The following is a 25,206-nucleotide window of genomic DNA, read 5'->3' on the forward strand; positions in this document are numbered from 1 at the left end:
TGGGCGAGCGTGAGGAAGAAGCTGAGTACTGTTTCAAGGACTTTCATAAATTAGAAGGATTTTTCAATTTTTAATTCTCAATCTTTAATTTTCTCGATCTGTCGGCAGAGCTTTATCAGCAAGATGCGGTAGGCTTCGCGGTTGTCGCCGTTGACTTCGCTGATGTAACGGCTGTATGAGATGGAACGGGCGAAAGCCTGCGGGTTGTTGCTGACGTCGGCCGCCGGGGTGTAGGCATGGCGGATCAGGCGGGCGTAGTCCATGAAGGAATCCTGCGGAGTGTCGTAGACACGGAAACGGAGGGAGTGGACGCCCAACTCGATACCTTCGCCTTTCCACCAGACGTTTTTCTTGCCGTAGGCGGTGATACCGAAAAAGTTGTGGTGCTCGCGTGCGAGGTCGCTCTGTCCCCAACCCGATTCGATGACCGCCTGTGCCAGGATCACTACCGGATTGATCCGGAAACTTTCTCCCGCCTTGCGGGCAAGAGGGAGATATGACGATATAAAATCAACCTGTTCTGCTTTCATTTTCTTGTTGTTTTTGGACACTGTTTTGATTTTTTACAAACAGCCCCTTTTAATTATATTCTTGTTGTTTTCGCCTGATGATTTGAACGTCTTTTCGGTCATATCCGCCCCTCTCTTCTTCGTCAGATAGCTCGTCTATCCTCCTCGTCAGAGTGACGGATCTGCCTCAAAAAGACTTCTCAAATCATCAGGCAGAAAAATCAAAACAGTTTCTTAGTCTGTTTGAATTTAGCTTCCGGCCTACAGTTCACCCGGTTTCTCCTCCCCGCCTCCGGAAGACGGTTTGTCACCGGCCGGGACCAGGTCGAGATGTTCGAATGTGACATTCTTTTTCACCTGCGTCAGCATGGTCCCCGGCGAGAAGACGATACGCGCCTTGTTGAAGAAAGACGTGTTGAAGTCTGCTTCGTTCTCCACCCCTTTGCTGCCTGCGACCATCCGGAAGTTACCCAGGCGGCCCAGCTGGATCACATCCCCTTCTTCCAACCGTTCCTCCATGACGGACAGGATGCCGTCGATGACCAGTTTCACATCTCCCACGAAGGCGGAGCTGCGCACTGCCACCATGTTACAGAACTTTTCGAATTTCAATTTCTTCAAGGAACGGACCTGTGCATAGTACAGCTTCGACCCCTCGGCTGCGTCTTTGCGCATATCCGGTCTTCTTACCAAGCGATAGTTTAATGACATAAGCGTGATTAGTTTTTAAATGAATACTTTTACGGAATCTTTTTTTCATTATCGATAACAAGACAAAGGTAAGGTCCCGGTACAGGCAGAAATACAGATTGGGGAACATCGGCGAAGATCGATGCGGAAACAGGTAGAAAGAAGTAGGATATAAATGTGATTATCTATTGAATATTGATTTTTATTCCGTATCTTTATAGGACAATGAAACGATGGGAATTATGATCGTAAACGAATTCGAAATCAGAAGTTACGGGTGGCAGGAATTGGCGGTCCTTTACGGGCCGGATTTGATGCCGGAATCGGCCGGGAAACGGTTGTCCAAATGGGTGGGGGCAGACCCGGTGTTAGAGACGGAGCTGCAGGGCTACGGTTGGCGGAAAGGGAAGAAGACGTTGACACCCCGACAGGTGAAGACAATCGTGCAGTTTTTGGGTGAGCCTTGAAACAAGGGACTTCTGTGTACGAAACAAGGGACTTTGACGTGTAAGACCAGGGAGCTTGGGAGACAAAAGACCGGACTTCCGGATGCGGAAGAGGGTACTTTTTCCCATCGATAGGGAGAGGATAAAGGCCGGCCGGCATTGCAGGCAATAAATAGATAAGCATATGAGCAAGTTAAAAAAAAGCGGAAAGGTGACTATTGCCGCTCGTACAAGAAAATCAGAAAAGAGGTACGGGACGCGTCCGATCCGCTGTACGAAATGATCGTTTATGCACTCTTCCTTACGGAGGAGGCCAAGGGGAAGCAGGAGAGGATGTGCGCCGTGGCGCAGAATTTCTTCCAGGAATTCGGGGATGACCTGCATCGTCTGATTTTCGGGATAGAAGAGAAAGCGTATAAGAACCGCATCCCGGTGTCGAAGCCGGAATTTCTGATCGGGATTTTTAAGACGCTGTGGTTGATGGAGGTATTCGGGGACGTACGGCCCCGGTATCTGATCGGTTTTATGTCGGAGACGTTCGATCTGGGCCTGGCGGAGTCTTCCATACGGACCATCTGGTATGACAAATGTGGGATGTATGACCAATTGAGGCCTGTTTTGCAGGAATTTTTTCGGAATTTGTATAGGAAATAACGTGTAAACCCGCTTGCAATGCGCCGCGCCGGCTTTTTTATCCGACATTTTTGGGTATTACAAAACGCCCCTTTCCTGTCGTACCTTTGCCCATGCCGATTGAAAAGGGCGCAAATTAATGAGCTTATATATATATTAATATATTTATTCTAAGATGTAGGATTGAACCGAAACTGACGGAAAACCTCTACAAGTAGCTGAAAATAAATTGTTTATATTGTGCTATTGACTGCACCGTTTTTATTTGGGGTAAAAATGTTTAATTTTAAATCCGTTCATTATGAAAAAGGATATGACGTTTTCGGCCGATTTTGCAAGATGCGGCTATACGAAAGTTTCCCGGCAGGCCATGCAGATTGCTTTTACGCCGGGAGACAAGTGTGAAAAAGAGGCAAAGGTGCTCCTGTGCATATTGGGTTTTGCCTATTTCAAAAAAGGAGAAGTCTCCTTTCATTTCAAAGACTATGCTTGTGAACGAGGCGAGTGGATCACCTCTTATTCGGAACTGGCACGGCGTACGGGGTTGATACGCAGGGCGGCAGTCACGGCTGTCGGACATCTTGTCGAGGCAGGATGGTTGACGGTCACGGCGGTGGGCAGGATGACGAAGTTCACCTTGACCTTCTATGACGCGCCTCCCCAGCCCGACGGCCACGGCTCTCCGCAGGGGGGCGGCGGCGACGGTTTGTCGCTTGCGACAGCCCTCTACATGTACCAGAACGGGACGGTCTATAACACCGGGGAGACTGTCTGATGGGGTTGAATGCCGTACAATCGTATCCGGCGGAGCGGGTCTTGGTGGCTGCTCTGCTGGGACGTCCCGCCTCTTTCCACGAATTGGGCGGACGGGTGACGGAAGAGATGTTTACCGAACCGGGGCTGCGCCTGGTGTTCCGTGCCTTTGCCGAGCTGGCCTCGCGCGGCGAACGGATCGACATGGCGACGGTCGAGGCGGAGATGTTCCGGCTCGATCACCGGCTTTATGGCGAGCTGAACGGAGTCTCTTTCCTAAGCGCCATGTTGCAGGCGGTGCGCAACGACAGCCACATCCACGAATATGTGCGTCTGGTACAGCGCGAATGGATGTTGCGCGGCTGTGTGGCGAGCCTGAACAAACGCGGCCTGGAGGCGCAGCAGCCGGATGTCGACGTGATGAAGCTCCTCGCCGGTGTCACGGACGACATGGACGGCTTGCGTGAACACGCCTCCGGAGGCGTGGATGTCCGGATGGCGGCCGAGGTGGCACGCGAAGTCCTGGCGCGTTCGTTCCGTAACCAGGAGGCACGCGAAAAAGGGGAACATATACAGGTGCGTACCGGGTTCGACGAACTGGACGACTTGACGGGCGGCCTTTACCGGGGCGAACTGGCGGTGCTCTCCGGGCGGCCTTCGATGGGAAAGACGGCGGTAGCTTTGCACATGGCGCTTCAGGCGGCGCGTGCGGGGCGGAATACGCTTTATTTCAGCATCGAGATGAGCGAGGAGGAGGTGACGGAACGTATCCTTTCGATGCTGAGCGGCGTGGAGGCCGGCAAGATCCGTTTCAAGGGGACGAACCGCGAGGAGCGTGCGTTGTTGGAGAAAGCGGCGGCTGAGCTGGCGGGGTTGCCGTTGAGGATCGTCTATTGCGGTTCGCTCGCCATCGACGAGATCCGTGCCGTGCTGATGACGCGCAAGGCACGCCGGGAGCTGGACATCTTCTTCATCGACTATCTGAACCTGATCCATATCCCTTACACACGGGGCAGCCGCAACGAGACGACCGATCTGGCCTTGGGCGATGTGGTGCGGAAGGTGAAGCTGATGGCGGTCGAGCTGGATGTGCCTGCCGTTCTGTTGGCGCAGATGAACCGCGACAGCGACCGGCGCCTGGCTCCTTATCTGCCGATCTTGAGCGACCTGCGTAACTCCGGCGCGATCGAGCAGGTGGCGGACCAGGTGATCTTCGTCTACCGGGCCGAGAAATACGGCATCTTGTACGACAAGGATACGAAAGAGGACCTGCGGGGCGTGGGCTACCTTTTGGTCGCCAAGAACCGTAACGGGGCGACCGGACGGGCGCGTTTCCGCTACAACGTTTCGATGACACGGTTCCTGTCTTATGAAAACCGGTTGTTATGAGAGGCGATTCGTTGAAAGAGAGAATCCTTCGGGTGGCCACGATCGAGGAAGTGGTGGCTGCCTATGTGCCGTTGCAGCGCAGCGGTGCGGGATATGTCGGCTTGTGTCCTTTCCATGCAGACAAGCATCCTTCGTTGCACGTCCATCCGGGAAAACAGTTTTTCAAATGTTTCGCTTGCGGCGAAGGCGGAGACTTGTTCGCTTTCGTGCAGAAGATCGAGGGATGTTCGTTTACGGAAGCGATGGGAATGCTGGCGAAACGGTATTCGATTGACAGTAGGGAGTGGACAGTAGACAATTATGCAGGGAAGAAGAAAAGGACGGACGGAAAGGGGACGACCGGAAAGAGGACAGCCGGCTCCCCGGACAAAACGGCAAATGAAAACAGTGACGACCAATTGTCTGTTGTCAATTCTCAATTGTCCATTCGGACGATTGGCGCCGCCAATCGTCTGTTCGCCTCCCTGTTGCAGCCTTACGTGCCGGAAGACGAGGCTTTGAGGGAGACGTACCGCCTTTTCGGGGTGGGGATCGCTCCTCCGGAAGTGCCGGCGGATTACCGGAAGATGCGGTCGCGGCTGATCTTCCCGATCCGGGACGAGAAGGGAGGGCTGGTGGCGTTTGCGGCCCGCAGGCGGACGGATGGTGAGGAGGGAGCCAAGTATGTCAACTCGCCGGCCAGTCCGGTCTATAGCAAGAGCCGGGTGCTTTATGCGCTGGACCTGGCGGGGGAGGCGATACGGGAGAGGCGGTTCGTCTTCGTCACCGAAGGCTACAAGGACGCCCTGGCGATGCATGCTGCCGGATTTACGAATACGGTGGCGCTCTGCGGGGTGGCTTTCACTGCCGGGCATCTCCGGTTGCTGGCGGGATATACGCAGCGGATCGTCCTGCTGCTGGATGCCGACAGGGCCGGGGAGGCGTCGATGGAAAAGATCGTGGCGATGCTTTCGTGCGGGACAGACTCGGAAGGGGAGCGGTTGGAGCCGGCCTGTTTGTTCGAAGTGAGCCGGATGCAGCTTCCTTACGGAGAGGACCCGGACAGCCTGCTGCATGGATCGGGCTTCGTCTCTTTCCGCCGCCAGATCACCGCTTCCCTTCATTTGGCCTTGCTGGAAACCTACGAACACCACCTGCTTCGGCAGATTGCAAAGACCGTGAGCGATTTATCTCTCTGTCTTTCATGTGAAGACCGAATATCTTTGTTATCTTTGCTCGCAAAACAGAAATCCCGCCTCTCACGTGTGACGATGCGGCTGGGGAGGAATGTGGTGGTGTAAACAACCGGTCACCGATGAATTTGCCGGAGTCATTCGCGGGAGACGGATTGTTAAGTTAAATGGAACATAGTCATAATTATATGCAGTTACAACCTACATTTTCAATCATAACGATTACCTATAATGCCGTGCGCCTGGTGGAGCAGACGTTGTTGAACGTGTTGAGCCAGTCCTATCCGAACATCGAATATATCGTGATAGACGGCGGTTCGACAGACGGAACGGTGGATATCATCAGACGGTATGAATCGGGGCTGGCCTATTGGGTGAGCGAGCCGGACAAGGGGATATACGATGCCATGAACAAGGGGCTTCAAAAGGCGACGGGCGATTATGTCTGGTTCATCAACGCCGGCGATACCCTCTGTTCGTCCGATACGGTCCAGTCGGTCGTTTCCAGGTTGCAGAAGAGGAAGGCTTTGCCGGATATCATCTATGGGGAAACGAATATCGTGGACGAGGAAAGGCGGTCGCTGGGACTGCGCCGCCTCAGGGCGCCGCGGAAGCTCTCGTGGAAGAGTTTCCGGATGGGGATGTTGGTTTGCCACCAGTCGTTCATACCAAAACGTGCGATTGCCCCGTCATATGATTTGCAATATCGCTATTCGGCCGATTTCGACTGGTGTATCCGTTGCATGAAGCAGGCCCGTTCATTCTGTAACACGCACCTCACCCTGTCCGACTTCCTGGACGGCGGTACGAGCACGACGCAAAGAAAAGCATCCTTGCGGGAGAGATATGCGATTATGTGCAAATATTATGGTACTTTTGTTACGGTTTTGCTCCACGGCTGGTTCGCCATCCGTTTTTATACGGCGAAGTGCCTGAAGGGGCGGGTGTAAAGAATATGAATTTTAATGAGACATATATGAAGGATTTGCTGAAGCAATGGGGGAAACATGTTGTTGCCCTGATTTTGTTTTTGGGACTGGTGATGACCTATTTTTCACCGGCGGTGTTTGATGGGAAAGTAATCATGCAGGGCGATAATATCAAGGCGACCGGAATGGGATCAAGCCAGATGGATCAATACGCCGAGACGGCACAGCCGGGTGAGTTCAGTGTCTGGTCGGATGCGATGTTCGGAGGGATGCCGTATGTGACAGGATATGGGCAGGCCGCACCGAGTATGCCTTCTTATTCGATTGTGGATGGTTGGTTGAAAAAGGTGGGATATGGCGATGCGGCTATGGTATTTGTCGGATTGGTGTGTTTCTACCTGCTGATGTGCGTCATGGGAGTAAACTGGTGGCTTGCGATTGCCGGGGCATTCGCTTTTGCATTCGCATCCTATAATATCATTATTATCGAGGCGGGGCATATCGTGAAAGCCTATGTGATCGGTTATATGCCGGTGACGTTGGCCGGTATGGCTTTGCTTTTCAGGCGCTCCTATCTGTGGGGAGCCGTCTTGTTCCTGCTGGGGGTAGCCTTATCCTTGGCGAACGGGCATATCCAGATCACCTATTATCTGGTCCTGCTTTGTCTGCTGATCTATATAGGATATGCAGTCAGAAAGATCAAGGAGAAAGCCTATGGCGAATGGTTGAAGACCTCCCTGATTATGGCCGCTTGCGTCGTATTGGCCGTATTGCCTAATGCGCAGGGGATGTATTCCAATTGGGATCTGGGGCAGCACTCCATCCGTGGCGCTTCGGAGCTGACGCCGAAACCGGATGCTTCGGGCAAAGTGGAGAAGGCTTCCACCGGCTTGGATAAGGATTATGCTTTTCAATGGAGTTACGGCTGGAAAGAGTTGATGACCGTTCTTGTGCCGAATGTATATGGCGGTGGGTCGGGAGGAACGTTGGACAGCTCTTCCGAGTTATACAAGGAGTTGAAGAAAAACGGGGCCCAGGTGGGGAAAGAAGTACAGACCTATACCTATTGGGGAGATAAGATATTCACTTCCGGGCCGGTCTATTTCGGGGCGTTGGTCTGCTTCCTGTTCGTCCTGGGGATGTTCGTGATCCGGAACCCGATGAAATGGTGGCTGCTGGCTGGATCGGTGTTCCTGACATTCCTTGCGTTGGGACGTAATTTCGATTCTTTCAACGACCTGATGTTCCATTATCTGCCTTTGTACAATAAGTTCCGTACAGTCGAGATGGCGTTGGTGATACCGGGATTGGTATTTCCGATCGTCGCTATTTGGGGGTTGCGGGAAATCTTGACCGAAAAAGTGGAGGAGGCTCGTTTGAAAAAAGGATTCCTTTGGGCTTTGGGGCTGACCGGAGGACTTTGTGTGATCCTTTGGCTGATGCCTTCCTTGTTGTTGGATTTCCGGTCTGCATACGATGCGCAGTTCCAGAGCCAGGTTCCGGAGTGGTATTACACGGCCTTGTTGATGGACCGTGCTTCGCTGGCTTCGGCCGATGCGTTGCGGTCTTTGATCTTCATCCTGTTGGGAGCCGGGTTGCTTGTCTGGTTCTGGAAGGCGAAGAACAAGAAGACTGCGGCGACTTTCGTAAGTGCAGGGGTGGCAGTCCTTATTTTGATTGATCTTTGGACGGTGGATCGTCGTTATCTGAATGACAGTAATTTCGTCAGGCAGCAGCCGGCGGAGATGTACAAGGAAACGGTTGCCGACAAGGCGATTTTGCAGGATACGGGTTCGACTTTCCGTGTGTTGAACATCAATAACCCGTGGCAGGAAACGAATACTTCCTATTTCCATCATTCTATCGGAGGGTATCATGCCGTCAAGCTGCGCCGTTACCAGGAACTGATCGACCATCGGCTGGACGGTGAGTTGCGTGGGATTATCAGTGCTTTGCAGAAGGCACAGACGGCTGAAGACGTGATGTCTGCGTTGGCAGCCTGTCCTACCTTGAATATGCTGAATACCCGCTATGTCATCTATAACCCCGAACAGCAACCGTTGAAAAATCCGTATGCATTCGGGAATGCCTGGTTTGTAGACAAGCTGGATATGGTGGACAATGCGGATGCCGAGATAGAAGCCTTGAATACGATCGATCCGCTGAGAACCGCTGTGGTTGATAAGCGTTTCCAAGAAGATTTGGAAGGATTTGTGCCGCAGAAAGATTCAACCGCAACGATCGTGTTGGAAGAATACCGTCCGAACCGTCTGACCTATAAGAGTAAAGCGGATAAGGAACAATTGGCAGTCTTCTCCGAAGTATATTACCAGCCGGGTTGGAAGGCTACGGTCGATGGCAAGGAAGTGCCTCATTTCCGTGCGGACTGGATATTGCGTGGCATGCGTGTTCCGGCAGGCGAACATACGATCGTATTCGAGTTCCGTCCGTCCGGTTATGTGACGGCTGCATACGTTTCTTCCTACAGTTCGTTCCTGATCTTGTTATTGCTGATCGCTGCGATCGGTTGGTCGGGATGGAAATATTGGAAAAAGAGTAAAAATTGATATTGTTCAAAAGCATCACTTTTGACGGTCGTCGTGGTAATAAAGACGATCGTCTTTATCCCGATGAAATCAATGTTCGTATGGGATGAAGACGGTTGTCTTGACAATGACTTTTGGGAGTCTTTTTATTTGTAGAACGTCTTTTGGAATGCCGAAAACTCTTCCTTTTTCAAAACCAGCCTGTTCCAGGCAGCATCTAAAAATCCACAACCGTATCCTGACAGTTGGATAAAGGAGGCGATAATCGACAGGAAGCCGATTTTGATGCTTTTATTCTGAATCGAAGAATCCGCAAAGATAAGCAAACAGAAAAGTCCGAGCGGCAATAAACTCCAAGTGCAGAAGAGGCTTCCGACCAGGAAAAAGAGTACTCCTAATGTAAAGGCCGCCGGCAATAGATGTACCAGTTTAAGCGAGTCCGGATATTTCTTGTACAAATTGATACGGGCGATGCCGGAATTATAAACCTGGCGGAAGAACTTGTGCCAATCCGTACGTCTTTTGTGATATACCCAGGCGGAGGGAAACAGGCATACTTTGTTGCCGTTCTTGAACAGGCGGATACTGAAATCGATATCTTCCCCGAAGCGCATGGGGGAGAAGCCGCCTAACGCTTCGTAGGTGCTTTTCCGGATTCCCATGTTGAAGCTACGGGGGTAGAACTTATCCATCTTCTTTTTTCCGCCACGAATGCCGCCTGTCGTAAAGAAGGAGGTCATGGAGTAGTTGATGGCCTTCTGCACGTCCGTAAAGCTGTCAGAAGCCTTGTCCGGCCCTCCGAAAGCGTCCGCCCCGGTTTCCTTCAGTTCCTTGTTTACCGATTTGATGTAGTCGGGAGGCAGGATGCAATCTGAATCGAGAACGATCAGGTAATCGCCTTTGCTCTGCTTCGCCCCGTAGTTACGGGCATTGCCCGGACCGCCATTAGGAATATAGGAATAGGAAACATCCAACTTATCTTTGAAAGCTTCGACTACATGCTGGCAAGTCTCCTTCGAGCCGTCTTCGACGATGACGACTTCGAAGTTTGTTTCACTCTGCCGTGTAAGGCTGTCCAATAACTCCTCTACCTCGTTGGGACGGTTGTAGACAGGGATGATAAGGGATAAATGGGATGTTGCCATATTTATGAATTCTTTAAGATGTAATATCCGCAGGTTGTATAGAAGTTACGGATATACGGGATATTCAGGAATCTCCATAGTTTTCGAGGATGGAGATTGAATTTCGTTTCGTAATTAGGGTTGATGAAATAGAGGACTTCTTCGACTATCCGGTATTTTTCTTTGTGCACGATCGAGAGAAAACGTTCCAATGAAATGCCGGTATCTTTGATTTCCAAAAGTCCTCCAGGATTGACATTCCCCCATTCCAGCACTTTTTTATATACGGGGCGGGGCAATAGATGGAACCAGGGCAAATGGCTTAGGAGCTTGTTGTTGCAAATCTGCTGGTGACCTCCGAACGGATTTTGCCAGGGTGGAAAGGCTACGAAAATAATACCGTGAGGACTTAAGAACCTCTTTATAAAAGGCAAGAATAATTCTTGGTTGGGGATGTGTTCTATCACATCCCGGATGATGATAATGTCGAACTTGTTGTGCAGTTCGGTTACTTTGTAGATATCCTCGCAGATCAATGTCAAGTTTCTGTTGTTGGGATGTACGCTGTAGATTTCTTTTGCGATTGCAATCTGGCCTCCGTTGATGTCTATGCCGGTCACTTGGCAACCGAGATCCAGAAAGGGCTTTATGTTTCCTCCTTCCCCGCAACCGATTTCGAGAATGTGGGAATCTGCCGTAATCGGTTTATGCTTTTCAATGAAAGGTATTACATATTTTTGTGTCGTAATACTTTGTTCGTTGAAATATAGTTGTCTGTCAGCGTGTCTTTTTTGCATATCTACAAAATAAAAATGAGGGTGTGCCGAAAGCCATCATACTTTTGGGCACACCCTCAGATATATTAATATCTGTAATGTTCGGCCTTATAAGGTCCTTCGACCGGTACGCCAATGTAATCGGCTTGCTTCTGAGTCAGTTTAGACAGTTTGACGCCGATGCGCTCCAAGTGGAGGCGGGCAACTTCTTCGTCCAGGCGTTTCGGCAGGCGGTAGACACCTACCTCGTAAGGCATTGTCCACAAATCCATCTGGGCCAAGACTTGATTTGTGAAGGAGTTGCTCATTACGAAAGAAGGATGGCCTGTCGCGCAACCCAAGTTCACCAAGCGGCCTTCTGCCAACAGGAAGATAGAGTTGCCTGTCGGGAACGTGTACTTGTCAACCTGCGGTTTGATATTGATGTGCTTGATGTTCGGATAGTTCACCAGCTTGTCGACCTGGATTTCGTTGTCGAAATGGCCGATGTTGCAAACGATGGCCTGGTCTTTCATCTGGGCCATATGTTCGATGGTGATGATGTCGCAGTTACCGGTGGTCGTAACGAAAACGTTGCCTTCCTTGACGGCTTCTTCCATTGTCGTCACTTCGAAGCCTTCCATGGCGGCTTGCAGGGCGCAAATCGGATCGATCTCCGTGATCAGGACACGGGCTCCGTAAGAGCGCATGGAGTGGGCACAGCCTTTCCCTACGTCGCCATATCCGGCTACTACCACGACTTTGCCGGCGATCATCACGTCGGTAGCGCGCTTGATGCCGTCGGCCAGTGATTCGCGGCAACCGTACAGGTTGTCGAATTTCGATTTCGTAACGGAGTCGTTGACATTGATGGCCGGAACCAGCAGTTCACCTTTTTCCATCATTTGGTACAGGCGGTGTACGCCGGTAGTCGTTTCTTCGGAGACACCTTTCATTTCGGCGATCGTGCGGTGCCAACGGGTATTGTCTTCAGCCAGGATACGGTTTAAGGTATCCAGGATGACCTGTTCTTCGTGATTGCCACCTTTGCGGTTGATCGTTTCGGCATCGTTCTCTGCCCGGTAACCCATATGAACCAGCAGGGATGCGTCGCCACCGTCATCCACAATCATGTGCGGACCTTTGCCGTCGGGGAAACGGAGTGCCATGTCGGTACACCACCAGTATTCTTCCAGTGTTTCACCCTTCCAGGCGAAAACGGGAACACCATCGGCAGCGATGGCTGCGGCAGCGTGGTCCTGTGTAGAGAAGATGTTGCAGCTTGCCCAGCGAACATCTGCTCCCAACGCAACTAATGTTTCGATTAACACTGCGGTCTGAATCGTCATGTGCAGTGAGCCGGTGATACGAGCTCCTTTCAGAGGTTTCTGATCGGCGTACTTCTTGCGAAGTGCCATAAGTCCCGGCATTTCGTGTTCGGCGATCTCGATTTCTTTACGACCGAATTCAGCCAAACTCATATCTGCCACTTTATAAGGCAGATTAGTTGGAAATAATTGTGACATAAATTGATACTAAAATGTTAATGCTGCAAAGGTAGTAAAAAAAATCATACCGGAGTGATTCCCTGGTCGGCCAATAACTTCAATCCTAAATCCTTCAGTTTGAACTTCTGGATCTTTCCGCTACCGGTCATGGGGTAGGTGTCGACAAAGAATATGTATTTCGGAATCTTATGCCGGGCGATCTTTCCGCGACAGAAGTCCTTGACGATATCTTCCGTCATGGTGACGCCTTCGTGCAGGATGATAAAGGCTCCCACTTCCTCCCCGTATTTCTTGGAGGGAACGGCAGCGACCTGCACATCTTTCACGCCTTTCAGGTGATAGAGGAATTCCTCCAGCTCACGGGGGTAGATGTTTTCTCCTCCCCGGATAATCATGTCCTTGATGCGTCCGGTGATGCGGTAGTTGCCATGTTCGTCTTTCACGCCCAGGTCGCCACTGTGCAGGAAGCCGTCTTTATCGATGACTTCGGCTGTCGCGGCCGGGTTGTTGTAATAGCCTTTCATGGTATTGTAACCTCGGTTGCACATTTCACCTTGTACGCCTACCGGACATTCTTCTCCCGTTTCCGGATCGATCACGCGGACTTCGGTAAATTCGTAGTCACGTCCCACCGTATTGTAGCGGACTTCCGCCGGATCGTCGATGCGCGAATGTGTCATGCCGGGCGATGCTTCCGTCAACCCGTATACGCTGGTCACGCGCATGAACATTTTTTCTTCCACCTGCTTCATCAGTTCCACAGGGCAAAGGGAGCCTGCCATGATGCCGGTGCGGAGGGAGGTCAGGTCGAACATGCTGAACATCGGGTGATTGAGCTCGGCGATGAACATGGTCGGAACGCCGTAAAGGGCCGTGCACCGTTCCTTGTGGATGGAGGCGAGTACGACCAGCGGATCGAATTTTTCGACCATGACTTGTGTGCATCCATGCGTCAAGACGTTCATGGAGGCGAGCACGACACCGAAGCAGTGGAACAGAGGCACGCAGCAGCATAGTTTGTCGTCTGCTGTGAATTTCATGTGTTCTCCTGTCAACAGCCCGTTGTTGGCAATGTTATAGTGCGTCAGCATGACCCCTTTGGGAAAGCCGGTCGTGCCGGATGTATATTGCATATTCACGACATCGTGCGGGGTCACCAGCTTTTTGGCTTCCACCAGTGTCTCGTCACTGACGTTTTCGCCTAAAAGCAGCAGTTCGGGAGTGTTGTACATTCCTCTGTATTTCTCCTGCCCGATGTAAACTACATTCTTCAGAACCGGGAAACGTTTGCTTTTCAGGTAGCCACGTTGTGATTCCTTCAGTTCGGGCAACATGGTATATACCATGTCGACATAACTTCCGTCGAACACGCCGTCGGTAATGCATAATGTATGGATATCCGCGTTTTCGACCAGGAATTCCAGTTCGCTCTGCTTGTAGTTGGTATTGACGGTAACGGCCACTGCTCCGATCTTGGCGGCAGCATACAGGAATGTAAGCCAGTCAGGGACATTGGTCGCCCAGATACCGACATGCGTGCCATGTTTGATCCCGATCGAAAGCATGCCTTTCGCCATCCGGTCTACACGTTCGTTGAATTCCTTCCAGGTGAAACGGAGGTCGCGGTCGGAATATACCAGATATTCCTTGTCGGGGGTCGTCTCGGCCCAATGTTCCATCCACTGGCCGAGCGTCCTGTCTTGTAATTGTATTTCCATAGAGACGGCAGATTAATAGGGGGTGTAGATGACTCCGAGGATTTTCGCCGTATTGTCGGCAGCGGCATGTACGTGGTGGGCGACGATGGAATCGTAGTAGATGCTGTCGCCTTCTTCCAGGATATAGGTATTCTTGCCGTAGTTGATTTCGAGGATGCCTTCCAGTACATAGATGAATTCTTCCCCTTCGTGTGTGGAAAGTACGAAATCCACTCCGTCTTCGCTCGGAGCGACATCGATCAGGAACGGTTCCATATGGCGTCCGGACTTGTCTTGTGATAGGGAATGGTATTCCATGTGCTTGCGTGCTTTGCTGTCGTTGTTGCTAAAACCGATGCTGTTCGTGTCGTTGCTATCTTTCTTGCGGCAAATGACGGGGCCCAGTTCTGCTTGGTCGTCCAGGAATGTGCCCAGGCGTACGCCTAATACGCGGGCTATCTTGATGAGCGGGGCGAGAGACGGAAAGTCTATATTGCCCTCGATACGTTCTATTTGTTCGATGCTCAGACCTGAGCGTTCGGATACTTCCTGGGTGGAAAGTTGTTTGGATTCGCGGATGCTTTTGATTTTAGCTCCTATGATTTTGTTGTTTCCCATGAGCATTATATGTTTATTGTTTATTGAATCTTTTAATTTGTAACAGAACGGCGCAAAATTACATTAAATTTTCATTAAACAAAGGCATTAGGTAAAAGAAAAAAGGATGACCCCCGTGGAGACCATCCTTTTGAACTTCTTGCGAAGAAATTGTTTCTTACTTTCTGATGCCAAGCTCTTTGATGATAGCACGATATCTTTCGATATCAACCTTGATCAGGTAATCCAGTAAACGACGACGCTTACCTACCAACATTTTCAGAGCTCTTTCAGAGCTATGGTCTTTGTGATTAGCCTTCAAGTGTTCAGTCAAATGTGCGATACGAACTGTGAACAGTGCGATCTGGCTTTCTGCAGAACCTGTGTTGGTTGCAGACTTGCCATACTTTTCGAAAATCTCTTTTTTCTTTGCTGAATCTAAAAACATGATTCTTGTGTACTTTAATAAATTAATACTATGTTATCTAAGCGGGGACAAAGGTAGGGATTCATTTTTGATTGACAAATCTTTTTATGTATCTTTTTTTATTTTGAAGTGTCAATGTCATATACTTCTCGCAAATTTATTGTAATTTTGCGGCCAATAAATTAGTTTTCAATGCAAAAGATTAGAAACATCGCGATTATCGCGCACGTAGACCACGGTAAGACAACGCTCGTGGATAAGATGTTATTAGCCGGTAAGCTTTTCCGTGAAGGACAGGCAGAGCCGGATCAGTTCCTGGACAATAATGACCTGGAACGCGAACGAGGGATTACGATCCTTGCCAAAAATGTATCTATTAATTATAAAGGTTATAAAATCAACATTATCGATACTCCGGGACACGCCGACTTCGGAGGTGAAGTGGAACGCGTATTGAATATGGCTGACGGTTGCTTGTTGCTGGTCGATGCTTTCGAAGGCCCGATGCCGCAGACTCGTTTCGTGCTTCAGAAGGCTATCCAGTTAGGCTTGAAACCGATTGTGGTCATTAATAAGGTAGACAAGCCGAATTGTCGTCCGGAAGAGGTGCAGGAAATGGTGTTCGACCTGATGTTCAGTCTTGATGCAACGGAGGAACAGCTCGACTTCCCGACGATCTACGGTTCTGCCAAGCAGGGTTGGATGTCGGAAGATTGGAAAGAGCCGAAGGAAGATATTACCGCTTTGCTGGATGCTATCATCCAGTATATTCCGGAACCCCAGGTATTGGAAGGCTCTTCCCAGATGTTGATCACTTCGTTGGACTATTCCAAGTATGTAGGCCGTATCGCTGTGGGGCGCGTGCATCGTGGCGAACTGCGCGAAGGACAGGAGATCATGCTTTGCAAGCGTGATGGCTCGATGGTGAAATCGAAGATCAAGGAAATCGACGTGTTCGAAGGGCTGGGGCGTACGAAAGTAGATGCTGTCCAGTCCGGCGATATCTGTGCGATTATCGGTGTGGAAGGTTTTGAAATCGGTGAAACGATTGCCGATGCCAATGATCCGGAACCGCTGCCGACGATTGCTATCGACGAACCGACGATGTCTATGTTGTTTACGATCAATAACTCTCCGTTTTTCGGGAAAGATGGCAAGTTCGTGACATCTCGCCATATATATGATCGTTTGATGAAAGAACTGGACAAGAACCTTGCCTTGCGAGTGGTTCCGACAGATTCTGCCGATTCTTGGTTGGTGTATGGACGCGGTGTTCTCCACTTGTCTGTCCTGATCGAAACCATGCGTCGTGAAGGTTACGAGTTGCAGGTTGGTCAGCCGCAGGTCATTATCAAGGAAATCGACGGTGAGAAATGCGAACCGGTCGAACAGTTGACGGTCAATCTGCCGGAAGAATGTTCCAGCCGTATCATCGATATGGTAACCAAGCGCAAGGGTGAAATGACGATGATGGAAAGCAAGAACGACCGTATGCATCTGGAATTCACGATTCCTTCCCGTGGTATTATCGGTTTGAATAATGCTGTTTTGACTGCGTCAGCTGGTGAAGCGATCATGGCGCACCGTTTCCTCGAATACCAGCCGTGGAAGGGAGAGATCGAACGCCGTACGAATGGTTCTATCATCGCGATGGAAACAGGTACTGCCTATGCTTATGCTTTGAATAACTTGCAATCCCGTGGACGTTTCTTTATTGCTCCAGGCGATGAGGTGTATGCCGGACAGGTTGTTGGCGAGCATACGAAAGACAATGACTTGGTGGTTAATGTGACGAAGTCGAAGAAGCTGACGAATATGCGTGCTTCCGGTTCGGATGATAAAGTGTCTTTGGCTCCTCCTACGGTGTTCAGCCTGGAAGATGCTTTGGAATATATCAAAGGCGATGAATATGTAGAAATCACCCCGAACAGCATGCGTATGCGTAAAATCATCCTTGACGAACTTGAACGTAAGCGCCAGGGAAGATAAAAGCTATCACAACATAATCGCGCCGATAATGCAAATCATACTTGGACTTGCGTTATCGGCTTTTTTTGTTTTAATTCCAAATACATGCACTACTAATCCTATTTATATCGGGAGGGCAGTTTGTAAATCGTATTCAAACGTGGTACGGTTGTCGATTGTCAAATTAATAATGAATAATATCAAAAAATAAGGGGAGGCATTTGCGTATACTGATTATTTTTGTCCTATTAAGTAAAAAACTTTAAAGGAAAATGAAGAAAAAAGTATATACAGCGTTCATATGCCTTTGTTGTGCTGTGGTGTCTCTCTTTGCTCAGGAGCGCGTAGTGGAATTAACGAATCCGAACGAAAGCTGTACGAGTATTGCAGCTGGCAAATTGGCGACGACTGATGGTTCGGTCATGACATCGCAGACGTGTGACGGGACTTCTCGTACTTGGATGGAGATTGTGCCTGCCCAAAACTGGCCGGACACCGCAAAACTTGATCTTTATTGGGATCTCCGTCATACGGAAAGCAAAAACGACCGTTTGGGTGTGAAACTGAAAGGTTCTATCCCACAGGTTCCTTATACATTTGCTTATCTGAATACCGGTTATCCTTGTATGAACGAGAAACAGTTGGCGATGGGAGAAACGACTATCGTGGGACGTAAGGAGCTGCGTAATCCCAAAGGCTTGTTCCATATTGAGGATTTGCAGGGGATTGCTTTGCAACGTTGCAGTACGGCACGCGAGGCGGTCTTGCTGATGGGACGTTTGGCAGAACAATATGGCTATCGTGATGGAGGGGAATGCCTGACGGTTGCCGATAAGAGGGAACTCTGGTTTTTCGAGATTACGGGTGCAGGTTCGGAAGATATGGGGGCTTTATGGGTTGCCCGGCGCATACCGGACGACCATGTGACGGTTTCGGCTAATACACCTCGTATTTCCGATGTCGATTTCGGGGACAAGGATAATTATATGTATAGTGAAGGACTGAAGGAGAAAGCACGGAAGTTAGGGTATTGGGACGGGAAAGAGCCTTTCAAGTTCTGGAAAGTAATCCATGAAACGGGGAAGAAGCCTTTTACCATCCGGGATTTTTTTGTTTTGAAAACGCTGGCTCCTTCTTTGAACCTGACGATGGACATGGAGGAGTTACCTTTGTCTGTCAAGCCCGAACAGAATGTTTCTTTGGCGGATATGAACCGTCTGCTGCGTGAAACATATGAGGGAACAGAATGGGATATGACAAAAGACATGATGGTTACGAAGAAAATCAAGGATAAAGATGGAACCGAGCGCGATACGATATATAAAAGCCCGTTGGCACAAAACTGGATGACGAATGATATGTTTGAATTCCTGAATGCACAGCGAGGTGAAAAGAAGATAGAGAAACAGCGGACGATATCGGTTGTCTGGTGTGCTTATTCGTTTGTGATCCAGTGCCGAGATTGGTTACCGGACGAGGTTGGAGGCGTTTGTTGGTGGTCGGAAGATAATCCGGGTGAAAGTCCCCGTGTCCCGTTATTTGCCGGAATGACGGATGTCCCTGAAAGCTTTAAGGTATGCGGGCATAAACGATATCGTCCTGATGCCGCCCTTTGGACCTATCGACGTACAAACCGTTTGGCGCAAGTGAGTTGGGGGCATGGTCGTAAATTAATCGAGCCTGCCGTCCTCTCTTTCGAGCAGAAGGCTGCCGACGAAATGCCTCTGATAGAAAACAAGGTATCGGTCCTTATTCGGGAAGGCAAGAAAGATGAAGCCCAAGCTTATCTTACCCGTTATTCCTTCGATTTTATCTATTCGACTTTGCGTTGTTGGGAGGAAATGGAAGGACAGCTATGGCATAAGTTTGGACGGGGTTTCTGATTGAGGGCTTCTTTTAGTGTGAGTTTTTCTTGGCTTTTTCCCGCTGCTTTTCGATTTCTTTTCGGTAGGAGAGTGGGTTTATGCCTGTTTTGCTCCTGAAAAAGTAAGAGAAATAGTCGGCCGATTCAAAATTGAGCTTCATTGCGATGTCTTGGATCGACATTTCCGTACTGCTCAGTAAATCTTTGATCTTGCTGAGCTTCAGTTGCAGCATGTATTGATGGGGAGCGATCCCAGTGTATTGCTTGAATGATTTCCTGAAATTGGAATAGCTCATGTTGATGGATTCGGCAATATCTTCCGGTGTAAACTTGTCGTAAATGTTTTCCCGCATCAATACGCATGCTTCCTGTATCTTCTGCATAGAAACCGGTCCACAATCCTGATTTTTGTTGATCGAATAGATCAAGCCGATCGTATGCATCGTAATTCCCGCCAAAACAGCTTGGAACCCGGATTTCTGTGCCCTGGCACAGTCAAGCATTTCCCCGAAATGCTTGACGATTTGGTCATTCATGCCGATATGAAATATGGGATTTGCGCGATTAATAATTCCGTTTAATAATTTTTCAAAATAATCACCTTGAAAGGTTACGTAATATTCATCCCAACCTATATTGGCGATAGGTTGGTAGCTATGCCATTGTCCGGGGAAAATAAAGAATGCGTCTCCTTTTGATATTTTCTTTTCAAAGCAGTTGATGGAAGCAAAAGTTCCTTCTCCTTTTACAATATATACCAGGGCGAACTCGTCAATAATTCTGCCCCGGTCGGGATTAAATGTATATCCGATTGGGTGACCTTTAAGGGGATAACTGCCTTTTGGATCAATAGACTGAAATCCTATGCCGCTAATAGACATTCCCCAGATGTTCTCATCATTGTTTGTCGGTAAGTACTTTATGACATTATGTTTACTGCGATCAAAATCCATTTGGTGATTATTTTGAGTATTTCAGAATAAAATGTTTCTCGCTTGAGAGATTACATTTATCTCTGTTTACAAAGATATTAAATTTATTACATCTGTCAAAAAGCAAGGGAAAAATATCATTTTTTCATGATTATAAAGATAATAAAGGCAGACATTTGTGAAAATAAATATCGTTTAACCTAATAAGTTTGGAGATTATGAGAAATCGAATTCTATTTTTGCTATGTTTCCTATGTATAGGATTGCAAGCATTTGCCCAGATTTCTATTTCAGGAAAAGTGGTTGATGCAGGAGGGCTTGAACTTCCAGGCGTAAATGTGATGGTAAAGGGAACAACTATCGGTACATTAACCGATGGTGATGGAAGGTTTACGATTCCAGATGTTCCGGGTAGCAGTAATGCCGTATTGGTATTTTCTTATGTCGGTTTCCAGACACAAGAAATAAAAGTAGGAAATACCAAAAATTTAACTGTGAAATTGCAGGAAGATAATATGGCATTGGATGAGGTTGTGGTGGTTGGTTATGGTACATCCCGTAAAAAAGATTTGGCAGGCTCTATTTCTAGTGTTAAATTGGATGATTCTCCGTTGACGCAGTTGGCAAACGTGAATGCTTTAGTTGCGTTGTCAAGCAAGATTCCGGGTTTTAATTATTCCCCGACAACAGATGCCGGTGGTGATAATACGGCTTCAATGACGATTCGTGGTATGAATTCTATTATTACAGGTCCTTCGGAGGCAAGCTTGAACAAGCCGTTGTTGGTTGTCGATGGTTCTATCTTTAATGGTAGTATCAACGAAATTGCCATGACGGATGTTGAATCCATTGATGTTCTGAAAGATGCCAGTTCTGCTGCCATCTACGGTTCACGTTCTGCAAATGGTGTAATTATTATTACAACAAAGCGTGGTCGTTCTTCCAAACCTACGGTTAATTTGGATGCTTATTACGGAATTCAGAGTTGGACAAGAAAGCCTCAGATGGTAACGGATCAAAATGAATTTTTGAATCGTCGTCGTGAAGCGATGATTGCTGCCGGTTCGATTGATCCGAGCGTAGGTTTGGACCCCGCACAGCTATTGAATGCTGAGGAACTGGAAGTTTACAATGCTGGTGGTTGGGTTGATTGGATTGATGAGGTCTCTCAAAATGCGCAGATTCAGAATTATAATCTGAGTATTTCAGGAAATGCTTCCGATAAAGTGAATTATTATTTGTCGGCCGGTTATATGAAACAGGATGGTCTGATTGTTGGCGATGACTATAAAAAGCTGACTTTTATGGCTAAAATGGACGCAAAAGTTACAGACTGGTTGACGGTCGGTATGCGCGCATCTTATTATAATGCCTCTAATCCTGGTCAGATCGCAAATATTCAGTCTGCAACATGGCTGTCGCCCTATAGCCATAAGTATGTACGTTATGATGGCTATACTGATTGGTATGAAAGATATGCAAATGGAAATGTCGCCAGCCCGTTTTGGAGTTCTTCCGAAACTACTTCCTATTTGTGGACAGATCGTGAGAAGAAATATGATAACCTAAATGGAACAGGATTTGTACAGATCGATTTCCCGTTTGTAAAAGGTCTGAGCTATAAGTTTACCATGAATGCTGTAAAAAATACGAACAATGTTGATATGTTTGTAAATCCCCAGTATTTCTTGGATACGAGAAAAGTTGAGGAATTGGCTGATCCGTATAAGTATACGGCGGAGGCAAATGGTAAATCGGAGATTAACCAGACTTATGCGTGGACAATGGACAATGTGTTCACTTATACGAAAGATTTCGGAAAGAATCATTTGGATGCAATGCTCGGTTATACGCGTGACGCCACTCATCAGAATCAGTTGAAGACTGCTTATAGTGGTTTCAAACTGCCGACTGTATTAGGCTCGTACGGACAAAATTTGGCAACGACTCAGCAGATTAACAAGACATTGAAGGAATGGCAGAATGTCGGTTATATGGCTCGTGTCAATTATAACTATGCAAACAAGTATTATCTGACGGCGAACTTCCGTCGTGATGGTTTCTCTGGATTTGCAAAAGGTAGTAAATGGGCTAACTTCCCAGGTGTGTCTGCAGCTTGGACATTGTCCCAGGAAGATTTTATGCAGAATGTAATTCCGGGATTGAGTTTCTTAAAGCTGAGAGGATCCTATGGTTTGACCGGTAATCAGAGTATCGAAGCCTATGCTACATTGGCTACAGTCGCTTCCGGTTATACTTGGTATGATGCATCTTCTTTGTATATCTATCAGAATTCGTTGGCAAATGAGGAATTGACTTGGGCGACAACTAAAACAGGAAACTTCGGTCTTGATTTCGGATTCTTGGACGGACGCATTTCTGGTTCTATCGATGTTTATAAATCAAAGACAAATGATATGTTGTTGAACCGTTCATTGCCTTATATGACTGGTTTCTCGGAAGCAAAGTTTAATGCGGGTGAGGTGATGAACCGCGGTGTCGAACTATCTTTGAATACGGTTAATATAAATGGAGACGGTAAAGATAATTTCCGTTGGGAAAGCGGATTGACTTTTTATCGTAACAAGAACAAGATTGTTCACCTTTTTGGCAAGGATGCTAATGGCAAGGAAGCGAACGATACGGGTAATGCGACAACAAATGGTTACGAAACTGCTCGTGCGTTGGTTATAGGCGAGTCGATCAATGCTGCATGGGATTTGAAAATGTTAGGTATCTTCCAATCTCAGGCTGAGATTGATAGCTATGTAGACGCGAATGGTAATAAGATTCAGCCGGATGCTGTACCTGGTGACATCAAGTTCCTGGATTATAACGGTGATGGTAAGATCAGTACGGATGACCGTCACTGTATTGGAGATATGGACCCATTGTTCACGATCAATTTTAGCAATACGTTAAGTTGGAAGAACTTCTCTTTGTATTTTAACTTCCGTTGGGATGCAGGTAACAGTTCTCATTTTATCGGTAGTGATCCGTTTGGTAATTACCATAATACGGCAACGACATCAGGTGCTCAGTTGAAAGTTGCTCCATGGAGCGAAAATAATCCAACAAACGAGCATCCACGCTTGGGCTATGTAAATACTTATTCCTATTATTTTTGGTCACAACGTCAGTATCTGAAACTGAAAGATTTGAGTCTTTCCTATACTTTCGATCAGCCGTGGGTAAAGAAAGCCAATATTCAGAATTTGCGTCTTTATCTGAGTGGTACGGACTTATTCACAATTACCGGCTGGTCTGGTCTGGATCCTGAAACAGGTGGTACGATTGCTGCCGGTCCTGGTAGTAGCCGTTATGGAAGCAAGCCTGCTTATCGGACACTTACAATTGGTGCTAATATAACATTCTAAAAATTGAACGGATATGAAAATTAAAAATATATTGTTAGGAACGGTTGTTGGCTCTTTGTCCCTATGTGGATTGGTTAGCTGTGACAATGATTTTCTAGAAGAAAAGTCATATGAATATACGTCTTCGACTTCGTATAATACACCTGAGGAATTGGACATGGCAATCGGTTTTCTGCATGGGCGCATCCAGTATTTGTTTTTTGGTGTATGGGGTAATCATAACTATTTTATGACAGGCATGGGACTGGACACCTTTGCTGCAACAGACCAAAATTATATTACAAGTAACTGGAAGACATTTACTCCTGACGAACCGGGATATTCACGTCACTGGTACGATAATTTGTGTCAAATAATCCAACAATCGAATATAATTATCGATGCTATCGATACTCGGGATATCAAATGGGATAGCGAGACTCAAAGAAATGAGATTAGGGCGGAAGCGATCTTTTTCCGTGCGTGGGCTCATCGTTGTTTAGCCGGTATGTACGGTGACACTCCTATTATATTGGAACCGGCTCGCTCTGCAAAAGTAGATTATGAACGTTCTCCCCGTATGGATGTTTGGAAACAGTGTGCCGCGGATTTTGAATGGGCAGTTCAGAATTTACCGTTGACAACGACGAAAAATGGCCGTATCGTAAAAGCGGCTGCAGACCATATGTTAGCTGAAATGTCTATCTGTATCGGTGACTATGATAAGGCGATTGCGGCGGCAAAACGTGTAATTGATGGAACAGACGGAGATTACCATCTGATGACCGAACGTTTCGGAACACGGGCTGGTGAGGCAACGGACCGTTATGGCAATCCTCATAGCTCTTATTGGGATCTGTTCCGTATGGGTAATTTTAATTATCAGGAAGGAAATAAAGAAGCAATCTGGGTAGCTCAATATGATTATGAAGGACGCATCAGTAATACTGGTGGCGGTGGTGTTGTAAGTTGGGGATCTGCTCCAGCAAAATGCCATATCGAACAGGCTTTTGTCTCTAATTTCTATAATGTGGACAAGAAAAGGACTTTGTCAAATGGTGACGTTATTCAGATATTTGGTTGGGGGGCTGTAACTTTTACAAATAGTAAAGCGGATTATGATGCGAATAAGAATAAGTCGAATGTAGCAACCGACTCGACGGGGTATGGTGGCGGTGGAACTTGCCATCCGACCGAATGGTTCTTAGGTGATCTATGGAATAATTGTGGAAGTGATGTCCGTGGCTCTGAAGAGATGATTCAACGTAATCTATATCAGTCGGGAGGTAAGCCATGGAGGCAGGCCATTGATGAGGCGAAGGCTTTATATGAATCTAAAAAAGCGTCCGGTGATCCGGATGCCGATCTTTATAAAATCACGGCTAATGATACGGTCACTCTTTTCCCGCGTATCTGGAAGTTCGGTACGGATAAGCATGTGGATGGCGACTATCGCCGATATGATCCGGATTGGTATGTAATTCGTCTGGCTGAAACTTATCTGTTGTTGGCAGAAGCATATTTGAATAAAGGAGATAAAGCAAGTGCGGCAGATGCTATCAATGTTGTTCGTGCCCGTGCCAAAGCTCCATTGTGTACGGCTGCTGATGTGACGATTGACTATATTCTGGATGAGCGTGCCCGTGAATTGTATGGCGAAGAACATCGTGCAGTAACACTCTCTCGTCTGTCGACAAAAGAAAATCCGGTGTTGGTACAGCGTACCCGCAAATATGGATATCGTTTCCCGGCAGCTACAAACGAATTGAAGGATGCAGGTCCCAATATTCAGGATTATCAATGGCAATATCCAATACCATTACAGGTAATCGAAGCTAACTCTGGGGCTAACTTCCCGCAGAATGAAGGTTATTGATTAAATCTATCTGTATAAAAATAGAAAGCCTGGAT

At 47.9% G+C, this 25,206-nt stretch carries 20 protein-coding genes; 11 read left to right on the forward strand and 9 right to left on the reverse strand.

From position 1 onward, the window contains the following. Positions 1–77: 77 nt before the first annotated feature. Positions 78–530, reverse strand: coding sequence for a glycoside hydrolase family 73 protein (locus tag BHV83_RS19245; RefSeq protein ID WP_005651418.1), 453 nt, complete (start codon positions 528–530; stop codon positions 78–80). Between the two features lie 240 nt (positions 531–770). Next, complete coding sequence (locus tag BHV83_RS19250; protein ID WP_005645551.1) at positions 771–1,220, reverse strand: HU family DNA-binding protein; 450 nt, start codon at positions 1,218–1,220, stop codon at positions 771–773. Positions 1,221–1,441: 221 nt separating this feature from the next. Here BHV83_RS19250 and BHV83_RS19255 point away from each other — a divergent pair, with 221 nt between their 5' ends. The 7 genes from BHV83_RS19255 (at position 1,442) to BHV83_RS19285 (ending at position 9,088) form a co-directional block, all read left to right on the forward strand. Then, the gene (locus BHV83_RS19255) at positions 1,442–1,666 is read left to right on the forward strand and encodes a DUF4248 domain-containing protein (protein ID WP_005645553.1); all 225 of its coding nucleotides are present in this window, start codon (positions 1,442–1,444) and stop codon (positions 1,664–1,666) included. A gap of 258 nt (positions 1,667–1,924) precedes the next feature. Continuing rightward, positions 1,925–2,299: a hypothetical protein gene (locus tag BHV83_RS19260; RefSeq protein WP_005645556.1), complete on the forward strand. Its 375-nt coding sequence runs from the start codon at positions 1,925–1,927 to the stop codon at positions 2,297–2,299. A gap of 280 nt (positions 2,300–2,579) precedes the next feature. After that, positions 2,580–3,053, forward strand: a complete 474-nt coding sequence (locus tag BHV83_RS19265; protein ID WP_005635526.1) for a hypothetical protein — start codon at positions 2,580–2,582, stop codon at positions 3,051–3,053. Further along, on the forward strand, positions 3,053–4,420 hold the full coding sequence (locus tag BHV83_RS19270) for a replicative DNA helicase (protein WP_005635529.1): 1,368 nt from the start codon (positions 3,053–3,055) through the stop codon (positions 4,418–4,420). The genes BHV83_RS19265 and BHV83_RS19270 overlap by 1 nt, the downstream gene beginning before the upstream one ends. Beyond that, a complete protein-coding gene (locus BHV83_RS19275) occupies positions 4,417–5,700 on the forward strand; it encodes a DNA primase (RefSeq protein ID WP_286757909.1) in 1,284 nt (427 codons plus the stop codon). Before BHV83_RS19270 ends, BHV83_RS19275 begins: the two co-directional genes overlap by 4 nt. An 80-nt stretch (positions 5,701–5,780) precedes the next feature. Continuing rightward, positions 5,781–6,542, forward strand: coding sequence for a glycosyltransferase family 2 protein (locus BHV83_RS19280; protein ID WP_005651424.1), 762 nt, complete (start codon positions 5,781–5,783; stop codon positions 6,540–6,542). A gap of 26 nt (positions 6,543–6,568) precedes the next feature. Next, positions 6,569–9,088: a YfhO family protein gene (locus BHV83_RS19285; RefSeq protein ID WP_286757910.1), complete on the forward strand. Its 2,520-nt coding sequence runs from the start codon at positions 6,569–6,571 to the stop codon at positions 9,086–9,088. Between the two features lie 125 nt (positions 9,089–9,213). Here BHV83_RS19285 and BHV83_RS19290 read toward each other — a convergent pair whose 3' ends face one another. From BHV83_RS19290 to rpsO, 6 genes are all read right to left on the reverse strand, one after another. Beyond that, positions 9,214–10,212, reverse strand: coding sequence for a glycosyltransferase (locus BHV83_RS19290; protein WP_005651426.1), 999 nt, complete (start codon positions 10,210–10,212; stop codon positions 9,214–9,216). Positions 10,213–10,214: 2 nt separating this feature from the next. Further along, positions 10,215–10,988 (reverse strand): class I SAM-dependent methyltransferase, encoded by a 774-nt coding sequence (locus BHV83_RS19295; RefSeq protein WP_119215849.1) that lies wholly within the window; start codon positions 10,986–10,988, stop codon positions 10,215–10,217. Between the two features lie 65 nt (positions 10,989–11,053). Beyond that, the gene (gene ahcY / locus BHV83_RS19300; protein ID WP_270518133.1) at positions 11,054–12,472 is read right to left on the reverse strand and encodes an adenosylhomocysteinase; all 1,419 of its coding nucleotides are present in this window, start codon (positions 12,470–12,472) and stop codon (positions 11,054–11,056) included. 44 nt (positions 12,473–12,516) lie between these two features. After that, complete coding sequence (locus BHV83_RS19305; protein ID WP_119215848.1) at positions 12,517–14,172, reverse strand: AMP-binding protein; 1,656 nt, start codon at positions 14,170–14,172, stop codon at positions 12,517–12,519. A 12-nt stretch (positions 14,173–14,184) separates the two neighbouring features. Next, positions 14,185–14,769: a helix-turn-helix domain-containing protein gene (locus BHV83_RS19310; RefSeq protein ID WP_046452244.1), complete on the reverse strand. Its 585-nt coding sequence runs from the start codon at positions 14,767–14,769 to the stop codon at positions 14,185–14,187. Positions 14,770–14,926: 157 nt separating this feature from the next. Further along, positions 14,927–15,196, reverse strand: a complete 270-nt coding sequence (gene rpsO / locus BHV83_RS19315; RefSeq protein WP_005635554.1) for a 30S ribosomal protein S15 — start codon at positions 15,194–15,196, stop codon at positions 14,927–14,929. A 171-nt stretch (positions 15,197–15,367) separates the two neighbouring features. On the opposite strand from rpsO, the gene typA reads away from it, so the two are divergent. Further along, complete coding sequence (gene typA, locus BHV83_RS19320) at positions 15,368–17,164, forward strand: translational GTPase TypA (protein WP_005635555.1); 1,797 nt, start codon at positions 15,368–15,370, stop codon at positions 17,162–17,164. Between the two features lie 251 nt (positions 17,165–17,415). Then, positions 17,416–19,026, forward strand: a complete 1,611-nt coding sequence (locus tag BHV83_RS19325; protein ID WP_286757911.1) for a dipeptidase — start codon at positions 17,416–17,418, stop codon at positions 19,024–19,026. A 13-nt stretch (positions 19,027–19,039) separates the two neighbouring features. Here BHV83_RS19325 and BHV83_RS19330 read toward each other — a convergent pair whose 3' ends face one another. Beyond that, a complete protein-coding gene (locus tag BHV83_RS19330; RefSeq protein ID WP_055284923.1) occupies positions 19,040–19,960 on the reverse strand; it encodes an AraC family transcriptional regulator in 921 nt (306 codons plus the stop codon). Between the two features lie 197 nt (positions 19,961–20,157). On the opposite strand from BHV83_RS19330, the gene BHV83_RS19335 reads away from it, so the two are divergent. Next, positions 20,158–23,316 (forward strand): SusC/RagA family TonB-linked outer membrane protein, encoded by a 3,159-nt coding sequence (locus BHV83_RS19335; RefSeq protein WP_005635561.1) that lies wholly within the window; start codon positions 20,158–20,160, stop codon positions 23,314–23,316. A gap of 13 nt (positions 23,317–23,329) precedes the next feature. Beyond that, entirely contained in the window at positions 23,330–25,171 is a 1,842-nt protein-coding gene (locus BHV83_RS19340) for a RagB/SusD family nutrient uptake outer membrane protein (RefSeq protein WP_005635563.1), read from the forward strand. The last annotated feature ends 35 nt before the right edge of the window (positions 25,172–25,206 follow it).

This window comes from Parabacteroides sp. merdae-related_45_40, from assembly GCF_001915675.1.

Coding starts and splice junctions, on each gene's coding strand:
- BHV83_RS19245 (WP_005651418.1), bottom strand. CDS start 530: ATGAAAGCAGAACAGGTTGATTTTATATCGTCATATCTCCCTCTTGCC.
- BHV83_RS19250 (WP_005645551.1), bottom strand. CDS start 1,220: ATGTCATTAAACTATCGCTTGGTAAGAAGACCGGATATGCGCAAAGAC.
- BHV83_RS19255 (WP_005645553.1), top strand. CDS start 1,442: ATGATCGTAAACGAATTCGAAATCAGAAGTTACGGGTGGCAGGAATTG.
- BHV83_RS19260 (WP_005645556.1), top strand. CDS start 1,925: ATGATCGTTTATGCACTCTTCCTTACGGAGGAGGCCAAGGGGAAGCAG.
- BHV83_RS19265 (WP_005635526.1), top strand. CDS start 2,580: ATGAAAAAGGATATGACGTTTTCGGCCGATTTTGCAAGATGCGGCTAT.
- BHV83_RS19270 (WP_005635529.1), top strand. CDS start 3,053: ATGGGGTTGAATGCCGTACAATCGTATCCGGCGGAGCGGGTCTTGGTG.
- BHV83_RS19275 (WP_286757909.1), top strand. CDS start 4,417: ATGAGAGGCGATTCGTTGAAAGAGAGAATCCTTCGGGTGGCCACGATC.
- BHV83_RS19280 (WP_005651424.1), top strand. CDS start 5,781: ATGCAGTTACAACCTACATTTTCAATCATAACGATTACCTATAATGCC.
- BHV83_RS19285 (WP_286757910.1), top strand. CDS start 6,569: ATGAAGGATTTGCTGAAGCAATGGGGGAAACATGTTGTTGCCCTGATT.
- BHV83_RS19290 (WP_005651426.1), bottom strand. CDS start 10,212: ATGGCAACATCCCATTTATCCCTTATCATCCCTGTCTACAACCGTCCC.
- BHV83_RS19295 (WP_119215849.1), bottom strand. CDS start 10,988: ATGCAAAAAAGACACGCTGACAGACAACTATATTTCAACGAACAAAGT.
- ahcY (WP_270518133.1), bottom strand. CDS start 12,472: ATGTCACAATTATTTCCAACTAATCTGCCTTATAAAGTGGCAGATATG.
- BHV83_RS19305 (WP_119215848.1), bottom strand. CDS start 14,172: ATGGAAATACAATTACAAGACAGGACGCTCGGCCAGTGGATGGAACAT.
- BHV83_RS19310 (WP_046452244.1), bottom strand. CDS start 14,769: ATGGGAAACAACAAAATCATAGGAGCTAAAATCAAAAGCATCCGCGAA.
- rpsO (WP_005635554.1), bottom strand. CDS start 15,196: ATGTTTTTAGATTCAGCAAAGAAAAAAGAGATTTTCGAAAAGTATGGC.
- typA (WP_005635555.1), top strand. CDS start 15,368: ATGCAAAAGATTAGAAACATCGCGATTATCGCGCACGTAGACCACGGT.
- BHV83_RS19325 (WP_286757911.1), top strand. CDS start 17,416: ATGAAGAAAAAAGTATATACAGCGTTCATATGCCTTTGTTGTGCTGTG.
- BHV83_RS19330 (WP_055284923.1), bottom strand. CDS start 19,960: ATGGATTTTGATCGCAGTAAACATAATGTCATAAAGTACTTACCGACA.
- BHV83_RS19335 (WP_005635561.1), top strand. CDS start 20,158: ATGAGAAATCGAATTCTATTTTTGCTATGTTTCCTATGTATAGGATTG.
- BHV83_RS19340 (WP_005635563.1), top strand. CDS start 23,330: ATGAAAATTAAAAATATATTGTTAGGAACGGTTGTTGGCTCTTTGTCC.